Source organism: Pseudomonas sp. BTN1, assembly GCF_001907715.1.
GTDB classification, from domain to species: Bacteria; Pseudomonadota; Gammaproteobacteria; order Pseudomonadales; family Pseudomonadaceae; genus Aquipseudomonas; species Aquipseudomonas paracarnis.
In genome coordinates this window covers 1-12,097 of record NZ_MPBM01000007.1, presented here as the reverse complement: position 1 = coordinate 12,097, position 12,097 = coordinate 1, and the positions used below count along the sequence as shown (strand labels likewise).

Below are 12,097 nucleotides of genomic sequence, written 5' to 3'. Positions count from 1 at the left end.
GGTTTAAGCCTGTTCCAACGAGGTTTCTACACGGTTGGCCGGGATCTTCTTCTCGGCTACCAGGCGAGCGTGCTGCTCGGCTTCGATGCGTTCGATCGTTTCGACCGGCACCATGTAGCCTTGATCATCACGGGCAGCGTGAATGATGAAGTAACCGATAGTGCCCACCAGGCTCGCGATTGCCAGCCACCAGATGTGCCAGATCATCGCGAAACCGAACACGGTCAACAGCGCACCCATCACCACGCCAGTGGCGGTGTTGTTTGGCATGTGGATCGGCTCGTAGTGCTTGGGCTTCTGGTACGCAGTACCGTCTTCCTTGGCTTCGGTGAACGCATCAATGGTGTTCGCAGTAGGGATCACGGCGAAGTTGTAGAACGGTGGTGGCGACGAGGTCGACCATTCCAGGGTGTGGCCGTTCCATGGGTCGCCGGATTCGCACATGTTCTGCTTGCGATCACGCACGCTGACATACAGCTGGATCAGCTGGCAGGCGATGCCCACAGCGATCATCACCGCACCGAACATGGCAACGTACAGGTACGGTACCCACTCAGGGTTGGTGGTGGCGTTCAGACGACGGGTCATGCCCATGAAGCCCAGTGCATAGAGCGGCATGAACGCGACGAAGAAGCCCGAGATCCAGAACCAGAACGCAGCCTTGCCCCAACCTTCGTGCAGCTTGAAGCCGAACGCTTTCGGGAAGTAGAAGCTGAAACCAGCGATGTAGCCGAATACCGCACCACCGATGATCACGTTGTGGAAGTGAGCGATCACGAACAGGCTGTTGTGCAGCACGAAGTCAGCACCCGGGATGGCCAGCAGTACGCCGGTCATGCCGCCGATGGCGAAGGTCACCATGAAGCCCAGGGTCCACAGAACCTGGCTGGTCATGCGCAGACGACCGTGGTAGATGGTGAACAGCCAGTTGAATAGCTTCACCCCCGTCGGGATGGAAATCAGCATCGTCGCCAGGCCGAAGAAGGCGTTGACGCTGGCCCCCGAGCCCATGGTGAAGAAGTGGTGCAGCCATACCATGAAGCCCAGTACGGAGATTGCGCCCGAGGCGTAGACCATCGAGTGGTGACCGAACAGGCGCTTGCCGGTAAAGGTCGAGATCACTTCGGAGAAGATACCGAACGCCGGCAGGATCAGGATGTACACCTCAGGGTGACCCCATGCCCAGAACAGGTTCACGTACATCATTGGATTGCCACCAAGTTCATTGGTGAAAATGTGGAAATCCAGGTAACGGTCAAGCGACAGCAGCGCCATGGTAGCGGCCAGGATCGGGAACGAAGCCACGATCAGCACGTTTGCCCAGGTGCAGGTCCAGGTGAAGATCGGCATGTCCATCAGTTTCATGCCAGGGGCGCGCATTTTCAGGACGGTGGCCAGGAAGTTGACCCCCGTCAATGTCGTCCCGAGCCCTGATAACTGTAGCGCCCAGATGTAGTAGTCCACACCCACGCCCGGACTGTATTGCAAGCCCGACAATGGCGGATACGCAACCCAGCCGGTCTTGGCGAATTCGCCGACGCCCAGGGAAACGTTGATCAGCACCACGCCGGAAACCAGCAGCCAGAAGCTCAGGGAGTTCAGGAACGGGTAGGCAACGTCACGCGCACCAATCTGCAGCGGCAAGGCAAGGTTCATCAAGCCGGTGAAGAATGGCATCGCCATGAAGATGATCATGATCACACCGTGAGCGGTGAAGATCTGGTCATAGTGTTCAGGTGGCAGGTAGCCAGGCGAACCCTCGGTGGCCATGGCCAACTGGGTACGCATCATGATGGCGTCGGCAAAGCCACGCAGCAGCATGACCATGGCAACGATGACGTACATGACGCCGATTTTCTTGTGGTCGACCGAGGTCAACCACTCGGTCCACAAGTAGGACCACTTCTTGAAATAGGTGATACCCGCAACCAGCGCCAAACCACCCAGCGCGATCATGGCGATAGTCACCATTACGATCGGCTCGTGGAATGGGACCGCGTCCCAACTTAATTTACCAAACATCGTTTACTCCTCTGCCCCAGCAGTTGAATGCGCGCCCGTATCAGAACCTTCAACCACGGCCACTTCTTTCTTCTCGTGCTTGACCGGCTTGCCTGGCTTCATACCTTCGTACTTGTCGACGATTTTCTGAAACAGGTCCGGCTCATACGCGGAGTACAAGGCGACAGGGTTGTTCTGGCTCGGTTTGGTCAGAGCATCGTATTCAGCTTGATCAAGCTGTTTAGGTGCGGCCTTGACTGCAGCTACCCAGGCGTCGAAATCTTCCTGGCTTGTCGAGATCGCTTTGAATTTCATGCCGGTGAAGCCAGCGCCGCTGTAGTTGGCGGAGATGCCTTCCATTTCAGCTTTCTGGTTGGCGATCAGGTGCAGGCGGGTCTGCATGCCTGCCATCGCGTAGATCTGGCCACCCAGTGCTGGGATGAAGAACGAGTTCATCACGGCGTCGGAGGTGATCCGGAAATTAAGCGGGGTGTGCTCCGGGAAGCGGATCTCGTTGACAGTGGCGATACCCAGGTCCGGGTAGATGAACAGCCACTTCCAATCCAGCGCGACCACTTGGATGTTCACAGGCTTGACGTCGGACTCCAGCGGACGGTACGGGTCCAGCGCGTGGGTCGACTTATAGGTGATGTAACCCAGGGCGATGATGATGAGGATCGGAACCAGCCACACCGCGATCTCGATCTTGGTGGAGTGCGACCACTTCGGCGCGTAGGTAGCGCTGGTGTTGGACGCGCGGTATTTCCAGGCGAAGGCGAAGGTCATCACGATCACAGGCACCACAACCAGCAGCATCAGCAGGGTAGCGGTGATGATCAGGTTTCGTTCATCCAGACCGACCTGTCCTTTTGGGTCGAGCAAGGTCCACTTGCAGCCTCCCAGCATTAACATCATGCCAAGCAGCGGCAAAAAGCCTAGTAATCGGGGGTACCTGTTTTTACTCATCTCACGACCTCTAAAGCAGCTTGCGCAATGCAGTTGGGTTTTGATCGCCAACACTTCACCCTGCCAAGGGTTGGCATTTCTCTTCGATTGAATAAGAGCCTGCCCGACACGTCATGACTGTACGTTTCACGGACCTGCAGTGAGTTCTTATTCGATTTCGTGGCTAAAGGCCTTGTTACAGACCAATTCCATTTGGTGCGGATAGTTGAAAGGCTGCCGGAACCTGGGGTCGCATTGAGCCTTCCATCTGCTCCTCGACCGCTCCAATGCTCAAATATTGAACAGCACCGGACATTCAGTGCGGGCGATTGTAGTTAGCTAGCGATGTATAAACCATGTCTTATAAAGAAATAATTTTTATCGATTCCAGCAACAATCCTTCACCAAAGTTGCAAAGATTCGCGATCTTATCGTGTTCGATTCTCAACAAAAACCACAAAAATTGCCGTGTTATTGGGCACAGTGCCACTTCCCTTACGGCTTGTAAGGGCATGCGGATGCCGTCCAAGTCCCCATAAAACAAGGCATTCATAGAGGCAGCAGGGGTTGGAGCCGCACACAAATCGGGCCACTGCACGAACCACGAACTGACAGCACAATTTGTGCGCCGGGTGCAAATTAAAGGGCCGATTTGGCGGGTCAGAAACGTCCTGCGACAGCGTCCGTGTGACAACATGTCGCACGCTGCGCGCACCTTCCGTTGCCCCTCGTCACGGTGCTTTCACAAATCCCTACAAACAAAAACGCTCCGGCCTTCATTCAGAAGGAACGGAGCGTTTGGCAACCGCAGTGACTCAGGCTTTGGGGTGACGGTTGCGATAGATGCACAGGGGCACCAGGATCGCCGTCAGCACGAATGCCACCAGTGCCCATTGGGCCAGGGACAGGCCGAGGATCGGTGGGTAGGGGGTGCTGCAGAAGCCGTCGACCTGGAAGCCCAGGGGAAACACCTTGGCCAGGGGCAGGTCGTCGACGATCGGCTGCAACACATCGATGCCGCAGCTGACCTGGGGGAAAAACTGGGTGTACACATGGTGGCCGGCCGCAGCCACGCCACCCAAGGCGCTGAGCACCACCCACCCTTCAAAGAACGTCAGCGCGCCCTTGGTGCGCATGGCGGCGCCGATGAACGCAAAGAGCGCAATCAGCAGCAAGGCGTAGCGCTGCAGAATGCACAGCGGGCACGGCGCTTCGCCCAGCACCACTTGCATGTACAGCGCCCCGCCAATCAGCGCCAGGCATATGATGCCCAGCAACACCAGAAAGCGCCGCTCCCTGCCTAAACGCATGTCGTCAATCATCCCCGTCTTTCCCTTTCTCTGATTATGGTTGTGCCTGATGGCAACGAGTTTACACACAGGCAGTGGTTAAAACAGAGGGGGGTTAACAGCGGATTAATCAGGCGCAATAGAGTGCCAAATGTGGGAGCGGGCTTGCTCGCGAAGGCGGAGTATCAGAGACACATGTATTGACTGACACACCGCCTTCGCGAGCAAGCCCGCTCTCACATTTTGGATAGTGTTGTTACTAGGGAGGATTATTCCAGCGCCGCCGCCGGGCCAAAGAACTCATAGCGCGCCTGCTTCTCCGGCACACCCAGCGCCTTGAGATGGCGCTTGACCGCCGCCATGAAACCCTTGGGGCCCAAGAAGTAGGCATCAATATCACGCTGCTCAGGCAACCAGGCTGCCAGTTGCTCCTGGTCGAGCATCCCGACCTGGTCTGCCGCCGGGCTGATACCGTCATCCTCGGCATAGCAGTAGAAACGCTTGAGCTGCGGATGCTGGGCCGCCAGCGTGTCCACCCAATCACGGAACGCATGCACCCCGCCGTTACGGGCGCAATGGATGAAGTGCACCGGGCGTTCGGTTGCCAGGGCGGCTTCGAGCATCGGCAGTGTGGGCGTAATGCCTACCCCGCCGCTGATCAACACCAGCGGTTTATCACTGGCGGCCAGGGTGAACTCGCCCGACGGCGGGAATAGATCAATGGTCGCGCCGACGTGCATCTGGTCGTGCAGGTAATTGGAGACCCGCCCGCCCACTTCGCGCTTGACGCTGATGCGGTACAGCCCGGTGTCGGTGAGGGCCGACAGGGAATAGTTGCGGCGCACTTCTTCGCCATCGAGCACCAGTTTCAGACCGATGTACTGGCCGGGGGCTGCGGCCAGGATCGGGCCGTTGTCCACCGGGGCGAAGTAGAAGGAGATGATCTCGTCGCTCTCCTCCACGCGCTTGACCAGCAGGAACGCCCGCGCACCCCGCCAGCCGCCGGGCGCCTGGGCTTTTTCGTCGTAGATGGCCGCTTCGGCGCCGATCAGAATGTCCGCCAACTGGCCGTAGGCCGCGCCCCAGGCACTCATGACCTCGGGGGTGGCAATCTCGCTGCCCAGCACTTCGGAAATAGCCCGCAGCAGGCAGGCCCCAACGATGGGGTAATGCTCCGGCAGAATCTGCAAGGCCACGTGCTTGTTGATGATCTTGGCCACCAGGTCGCCCATTTGGTCCAACTGGTCGATATGCCGCGCGTACATCAGCACGCCATTGGCCAGGGCGCGAGGCTGGTCACCACTGGCCTGGTGGGCCTGGTTGAACAGCGGACGGACTTCGGGATACTCGGACAGCATCATGCGGTAAAAATGGGTGATCAGTGCTTCACCGCCGCTTTCCAGCAGGGGCACAGTGGATTTAACAATGGCACGGTCTTGGGCACTCAGCATGGGAGACTCCTCGGTCTTTTTACTCATTACCCTTAGGTAGTCAGTATTCGTGCCAACTAATAAACCCATGTTTTTCAAGAGCTTAAACATTATGTAGTCAGTATGACCTCCTACGCTTTATAGTCATATCGACTACAAGGAGTCATTATGACTGCAAAACCGCTGCTCACCGCCCTGCTGCCGCTGGTCGCCGATCTGTCCCGGGAACTGCCCGAAGGCGAGCGCTACCGCCGCCTGCTGCAAACCATGCGCGCCCTGTTGCCCTGCGATGCCGCCGCGCTGCTGCGGCTGGATGGCGAGTGGCTGGTGCCGCTGGCGGTGGATGGCTTGAGCCCTGACACATTGGGCCGACGTTTCAAGATCAGCGAACACCCGCGCTTTGAAATACTGCTGAGTAGCCCCGGCCCTACCCGCTTCGACAGCGACAGCCAATTGCCCGACCCCTATGACGGCCTGGTCGCCGGTTTACACGGCCACCTCGAAGTCCACGACTGCATGGGCTGCCCGCTGTTTATCGACGACCAGCCGTGGGGCCTGCTGACCCTTGACGCTCTCGACAACGAGCGCTTTGAACGGGTCGAACTGGACGCGCTGCAGGCCTTCGCCAGCCTGGCCGCGGCCACGGTCAATGTGGCTGAACGCATTGAGCGCCTGGCGCTGCGGGCCGAAGACGAGCACCAGCGCGCCGAAATCTATCGCCAGGCCAGCGGCCAGCAGCACAAGGAAATGATCGGCCAGAGCAAGGCGCATAAACGGCTGGTCGAGGAAATCAAGCTGGTAGGCGGCAGCGACCTGACCGTGCTGATCACCGGCGAAACCGGGGTCGGCAAGGAGCTGGTGGCCCAGGCGATCCATGCCGAGTCATCGCGTGCCGACAAGCCCATGATCAGCCTCAATTGCGCCGCACTGCCGGAAACCCTGGTAGAAAGCGAGCTGTTCGGCCATGTACGCGGCGCTTTCACCGGAGCGCTGAATGAGCGCCGAGGCAAGTTTGAACTGGCCAACGGCGGCACGTTGTTCCTGGACGAAGTCGGTGAACTGTCATTGAGCGTACAGGCCAAGCTGCTGCGCGTGCTGCAAAGCGGCCAGTTGCAGCGCCTGGGTTCGGACAAGGAACACCAGGTGGACGTGCGCCTGATTGCCGCCACCAACCGCGACCTTGCCGAAGAAGTGCGCAATGGCCGCTACCGTGCCGATTTTTACCACCGCCTGAGCGTGTACCCGCTGCAAGTGCCGGCACTGCGTGAACGCGGGCGTGATGTGCTGCTGTTGGCTGGCTTCTTCCTTGAACAGAACCGTTCGCGCATGGGCCTGGGCAGCCTGCGCCTGACCGGCGATGCCCAGGCGGCGTTGCTGGCCTACAACTGGCCCGGCAATGTGCGCGAGCTGGAGCACTTGATCGGCCGCAGCGCGTTGAAAGCCCTGGGCAACTGCCGCGAGCGCCCGAAAATTCTCAGCCTGAGCGCCCTGGACCTGGACTTGCCCGACGTGAGTACGGCGGTGGCCGAACAAGCACCGGCCCAAGCCTTGCCCATGGTCAGCGGCGACCTGCGCCAGGCCACCGAGCACTACCAGCGCCAACTCATCAGCGCCTGCCTGGAACGCCATCAGCGCAACTGGGCCAGCGCCGCCCGCGAACTGGGCCTGGACCGCGCCAACCTGGGGCGCATGGCCAAGCGGCTAGGCCTCAAATAAAGCAGGCACCTCAGTCCAATGTGGGAGCTGGCTTGCCTGCGAAAGCGGTGGGTCAGTTAAAGATACATTGACTGGCACACCGCCTTCGCGGGCAAGCCCGCTCCCTCAGGGGATTCGTGGCAGGTGCTGCTTCTATCGGCAAGCCGGCTCCCACATTCAGGCTTGGCTAGCCTTGAGGCCCGCCAAGATGGACCGAGGTTTACGAAACACCAGCACATTCCCCAGCATCACCAGCACCAGCCCCATCAACGCCGGCGCCGTCCACTGGTAGCCCTCGGCCACGGCCGACACATTCAGCGCCACCACCGGAAACAGCACCGTGCAATACGCCGCCTTCTCCGGGCCCATGCGGCCCACCAGGGTGAGGTAAGCGGTAAAACCAATCACCGAACCCGGGATCACCAGGTACCACAGCGCACCGATATACCGCGCACTCCAGTCCATCTCGAACGGAATGCCACGCACCGCACAATAGGTCGCCAGCATCGCCGCCCCATAGGCCATGCCCCAGGCATTGGTGGTCAACGGCTTGAGCCCAGCCTTCTGTTGCAGGCTGGACAACAGGTTGCCCGCCGAGAAGCACAGGGTGCCCAGCAGGGCCAAGCCCAGGCCCAACAGGGTTTGCGGGCTAGCGGTATGCCCAACCAGCTCCGGCCAGAATAAAAAGCCCAGCCCCAGCAACCCAAGCGCCCCGCCCATCAACACGTTACGCGCCACCCGCTGGCCGAAAAACACCCGGGCATTGAGCGCGTTCCACAAGGTCGCCGTGGAGAACACCACGGCCACCAGGCCACTGGGGATCCACTGGCTGGCAGTGAGAAAGCACATGAAGTTGACGCAGAACAGGCACAGCCCTTGGGCCAGGCAGATCAGGTGCCCGCGCCGGTTCATCACCTGCAACTTGCGGCTGAGCAGCAACAGCGCAAACAGCACCAGCGCCGCCAGGCCGAAGCGATAGACAATCGACACGGGAATCGCCACCACGCCCAGCTGCCATTTGAGCGCAATCCAGGTGGTGCCCCAAATCAGCACCGTGAGTAAATACAGGAAGAGGTTCATAGCAGGCTCCGTCGTTTGAGCCACAGTGTTGCCTTCAACCACCCTGAGGTTCTTGCACATTCTTGCGCTTTTGTCGGGCGATGGGCTCACAGCGCCCGCCGCCGGGAGTAGGATGCAAGACGTCGGAGAACACACCATGCCAGAGCTGGAATCGCTGCACGTCTTTCAATCCCTCAACCGCTCGCCTCACGCACGCTTGGAAGCCTGCGCCGAGCTCGGTGACGGTTTGTCTGCGGCCGTGTGGAGCAACCACCACGATGCCCAGGACTACCAGGCGCCCAGCCATCACACCTTGTCCTGTTATATCGGCGGCGGCACGGGCACCTTTCGCCGTGACCGGCCAGGCACCAAGGGCGGCCCCGACAAATTGTGCATACTGCCGGCCGAGCACCAGTCGGCGTGGGTGATCAATGGCGAGATACGCCTGGCCCATGTGTATTTCAGCCCGGAGCAATTTGCCCTCGGCTGCGTCACCCTGCTGGACCGCGAGCCGCGGGAGTTGCAGTTGCGTGAGACGACCTTCCTTGAGGACGCCCGTCAGGCCCGACGCTTTCACCAGTTGATTAGCCTCAACTGGCTCGAACCCGGCGAGCGCCTGCTGACCAGCAGCCTGGCCCATGAACTGCTCAGCCACACCCTGCTCAACCAGGTCGGCGTGCGCGACGGCCTGCGCCTCAAAGGCGGGTTGGCGGCGCACCAACGGCGGCGTTTGGTGGAGTACATCGACCACCATGTTGAAGATCCCATCAGCCTCGGCCAGTTGGCGTCGATGTGCGCGCTGTCGGAATACCATTTCGCCCGGATGTTCCGTCAGAGCTTCGGCGTGCCGCCCCATCAATACCTGCTGGCACGCCGCCTGGCACGCGCGCAAACTTTGCTGCGCAGCAGCTCGTTGCCCTTGGGTGAGGTCGCCTTGAGGTGCGGTTTTTCCAGCGCCAGCCATTTCAACCAACGCTTTCGCCAAGCCATGGGCGCCACCCCGGGTGAATATCGCCAGGCACTGCGCGCCTAGGCCATCAGGCCCAGCGTCTTGGCCTTGGCCACCGCCTGAGTGCGGCGCTCCACCCCGAGTTTGCTGTGGATGCGCCGTGCATGGGTCTTGACGGTGTGCAAGGAGATATACAGGCGGTCGGCGATTTCCAGATTGGAGTTGCCCAGGGCGATCAACTGCAACACTTCGAGTTCGCGCTGGCTCAGAGGGTTTTGCGTCGCACCGGCAGGCGTGACCTGAGGCTCCAGGCCCAGCTCACTCAATAACCCAGGGGCACGCAAGCGCAGCTCGCGAATCGCCTGCTGTACCTGGCAACGAGCCGCCAGCGCCAGCCCGGCCTGCAATGCACGACGGGCCAACGCCGGGTCACCGAGTTGCCAGGTCACCTCACCCAACGCCAGGTGCAGTTCGGTTTCCAGACACAGCATGCCGCGCTGCCGGGAGGTTTCGAGCAAGGCATTGAGCCGTGCGATAGGTTGCTCGGCACAGCCCAGCCTGACCTCGGCCAGCACCAGCAAATACTCCAGACGCGGGATCAGTTCCAGGGTCGCCGGCGGTGCCTGCTTGGCACAGGGCCCACGGAAATGGCGCAACACCCGGCGCACCGCTTGTACCGTCAATTCAGCCCGGCCCTGTTGTAGCCACAGGTGTCCGCTGACCAACAACAACACCGCGCGATACACCGTCTCCGGGACATGGCGCTGCTGCATCAGGCGCTCGGCGTCGCGCAATTGAATGAACGCCTGGGCGTAGTCGCCACGGTTGGCCGCCAGCAGCGCCAGGCCGAGATAGCCATATAGCACGCGCTTGTCCTGGCTCTGCAGGCACATGCTCAAGCCGGTCTCGAAACACTCGGCGGCCAGGGTGTCTTGGCCCTGACGCAAGGCCAGATGCCCACATCGCAGGACAATACGCCCCACCAACGGCCCGGCGGTGAGCCGTTGCCCGGCCAACATCGCTTGCACCGTTTCCAACAGGCTTTGTGCCCGGTACGGCGCGCCACGCTGTTCCAACAACTGGGCGTGATCCAACTCCAGCAGGGCCTCCAATACCAGCGAACCGTGGGCCCGGGCCAGGCATAGCGCTTCACGGTTCAAGCGTTGGGCGGCCTCCAACTCACCGCGCAGCAAGGCTTGCTGGGTCAGGCCCGACAGGCACATCAGCCGTGATGTCCAGGCGCTGTCAGGCAGCGCTTGCAGGGCTTCGAGAAAGTGCTCACGGGAGCGCTCGGCATCACCGCTCAAATGCAGCAACCACCCCCACTGCGCCTGCCAACGCGCCAGCAGGTAGCGCTGCGCGGCGGCCGTCGGTTGCGGGGCGAACCGGGCCAGTTGGTCGATACACAAGGCCGCCTGTTCGAAGCGCCCGGCAAACAACAACGCGGCCGTGAGCAGCCCCACCAGTTGCGCCGATCCCAACATCAATTCATCGCCCTGCTGTTCATGCAGGCGCAACAGCAGCACGGCGTTCTGCTGGCGAAACAAATCCTCGAAACTGAAATGCTGCAACAGGCTCACCGCCACTTCATATTCCTGCGCCAGCAACGCCTGCTCGAACGCGGCCTGCCAGTCACCCTCGGCGCTGAACCATTGGCACGCGCGTCGGTGCCAGGAGCGTTTGGCCGGCCAGGGTTCGTCGCGCAGCAGTCGCGCCAACGGTGGGAAAATGTGGAGCCAGTCGCTAGTGTCTTCCCAGGGCTGGATAAACGCACCCAGTGCCTGCAATTCGCGCAAATGCTCAGCGCCATCACCACCACCGAACAAGTACTCACACAGGTTCAGGTTGAAGCGCGGCAGATGGGCCAACACGCGCCAGGCCTCAGCCAATGGTGCCGACAAGGTGTTGAACAGCTCATGCTGCAGGTAATCGAGCAGGGTCTTGTCGGGGTGGCCGTCGCCCAACAAGGCGATACGCACACCGGCGCACCAACCGGCGCTGAACTGCATCACGCTGTCGACGGTATGCCCCGGGGCGAGCAGTTGCTCGACTTCCTCAGCGCTGAAAAACAACTCGCTGCACTCCAGCAACTCATCGTCGAGCAACAGGCGTGGCCAATTGCACAACGGGCGCCGTCGCGCGCCCAGCCACCAGGTCAACTGCGGGCTGCCAGCGGCGAGCAAACGGTCCAGCAGCGCATCCAGCTCAGGCGCAGGTGAGCGACAGAAATCATCCAGAAACAACCACGTGGTGTGTGGCCAACGGCCCAAGTCGAGCAATAACGTGGCTTCATCCACAAACGGCAAGCCAAGCTGCTGCGCCAGCCGTGCGCAGAATTCCAAGGGGCTGAGCGCGGCACCGTTGAGTGGCATCCACACCACCTGACACCCCTTCGGCGCCTGCAACGCACACTCGGCGAGCAACGCGCTCTTGCCACTGCCACCCGGCGCGCACAGCAACCTTACCCGCGCCTGCGCCGTCAGCAGCGGCACAGTCAGCCGCGCACGCAACACATGGTGGGCGGACAGCCGTGGCATAAATCCAGAACGGTCCAGGCAGCGGGTCATGGCGGTCATTGCTGCATCCTGCTGTTTTTATTGTTGCGTCACCCTAGACCTGTGGTTGGCGGTTGTTGAAGAAGTATTCAGCGGGTTGATTGAAGACCATAAAAACCAAGGTATACGCCCTTCAGTGTGGGAGCTGGCTTGCCTGCGATGGCGGTGCTATAG

Annotated in this window: 8 protein-coding genes; 2 read left to right on the top strand and 6 right to left on the bottom strand. The window is 60.7% G+C overall.

Going from position 1 to position 12,097, the window contains the following annotated elements; genetic code table 11:
• Positions 1-3: 3 nt before the first annotated feature.
• The 4 genes from cyoB to hmpA all read right to left on the bottom strand — a co-directional run bounded on the left by cyoB (position 4) and on the right by hmpA (position 5,686).
• Positions 4-2,022, bottom strand: coding sequence for a cytochrome o ubiquinol oxidase subunit I (cyoB, locus tag BMH52_RS02680; RefSeq protein WP_003194053.1), 2,019 nt, complete (start codon positions 2,020-2,022; stop codon positions 4-6).
• Positions 2,023-2,025: 3 nt separating this feature from the next.
• Positions 2,026-2,967: a ubiquinol oxidase subunit II gene (gene cyoA, locus BMH52_RS02675; protein ID WP_003194054.1), complete on the bottom strand. Its 942-nt coding sequence runs from the start codon at positions 2,965-2,967 to the stop codon at positions 2,026-2,028.
• A gap of 794 nt (positions 2,968-3,761) precedes the next feature.
• Positions 3,762-4,268, bottom strand: coding sequence for a disulfide bond formation protein B (locus BMH52_RS02665; RefSeq protein WP_014719865.1), 507 nt, complete (start codon positions 4,266-4,268; stop codon positions 3,762-3,764).
• 236 nt (positions 4,269-4,504) lie between these two features.
• The gene (gene hmpA / locus BMH52_RS02660) at positions 4,505-5,686 is read right to left on the bottom strand and encodes an NO-inducible flavohemoprotein (RefSeq protein ID WP_073842855.1); all 1,182 of its coding nucleotides are present in this window, start codon (positions 5,684-5,686) and stop codon (positions 4,505-4,507) included.
• A 147-nt stretch (positions 5,687-5,833) separates the two neighbouring features.
• Between hmpA and norR the strand changes: the two genes are divergently transcribed.
• Entirely contained in the window at positions 5,834-7,381 is a 1,548-nt protein-coding gene (gene norR / locus BMH52_RS02655; RefSeq protein WP_073842853.1) for a nitric oxide reductase transcriptional regulator NorR, read from the top strand.
• A gap of 156 nt (positions 7,382-7,537) precedes the next feature.
• On the opposite strand, the gene BMH52_RS02650 is transcribed toward norR, so the two are convergent.
• Positions 7,538-8,440 (bottom strand): DMT family transporter, encoded by a 903-nt coding sequence (locus BMH52_RS02650; protein ID WP_020302018.1) that lies wholly within the window; start codon positions 8,438-8,440, stop codon positions 7,538-7,540.
• Positions 8,441-8,576: 136 nt separating this feature from the next.
• Between BMH52_RS02650 and BMH52_RS02645 the strand changes: the two genes are divergently transcribed.
• Positions 8,577-9,452, top strand: a complete 876-nt coding sequence (locus tag BMH52_RS02645; protein WP_014719869.1) for a helix-turn-helix domain-containing protein — start codon at positions 8,577-8,579, stop codon at positions 9,450-9,452.
• On the opposite strand, the gene BMH52_RS02640 is transcribed toward BMH52_RS02645, so the two are convergent.
• Positions 9,449-11,944: a LuxR C-terminal-related transcriptional regulator gene (locus tag BMH52_RS02640; protein ID WP_073842851.1), complete on the bottom strand. Its 2,496-nt coding sequence runs from the start codon at positions 11,942-11,944 to the stop codon at positions 9,449-9,451. The genes BMH52_RS02645 and BMH52_RS02640 overlap by 4 nt on opposite strands.
• Between the last annotated feature and the right edge of the window lie 153 nt (positions 11,945-12,097).

Bases quoted from the DNA above. Each gene is read 5' to 3' on its own strand.
- cyoB (WP_003194053.1), bottom strand. From the start codon at position 2,022: ATGTTTGGTAAATTAAGTTGGGACGCGGTCCCATTCCACGAGCCGATC.
- cyoA (WP_003194054.1), bottom strand. From the start codon at position 2,967: ATGAGTAAAAACAGGTACCCCCGATTACTAGGCTTTTTGCCGCTGCTT.
- BMH52_RS02665 (WP_014719865.1), bottom strand. From the start codon at position 4,268: ATGATTGACGACATGCGTTTAGGCAGGGAGCGGCGCTTTCTGGTGTTG.
- hmpA (WP_073842855.1), bottom strand. From the start codon at position 5,686: ATGCTGAGTGCCCAAGACCGTGCCATTGTTAAATCCACTGTGCCCCTG.
- norR (WP_073842853.1), top strand. From the start codon at position 5,834: ATGACTGCAAAACCGCTGCTCACCGCCCTGCTGCCGCTGGTCGCCGAT.
- BMH52_RS02650 (WP_020302018.1), bottom strand. From the start codon at position 8,440: ATGAACCTCTTCCTGTATTTACTCACGGTGCTGATTTGGGGCACCACC.
- BMH52_RS02645 (WP_014719869.1), top strand. From the start codon at position 8,577: ATGCCAGAGCTGGAATCGCTGCACGTCTTTCAATCCCTCAACCGCTCG.
- BMH52_RS02640 (WP_073842851.1), bottom strand. From the start codon at position 11,944: ATGACCGCCATGACCCGCTGCCTGGACCGTTCTGGATTTATGCCACGG.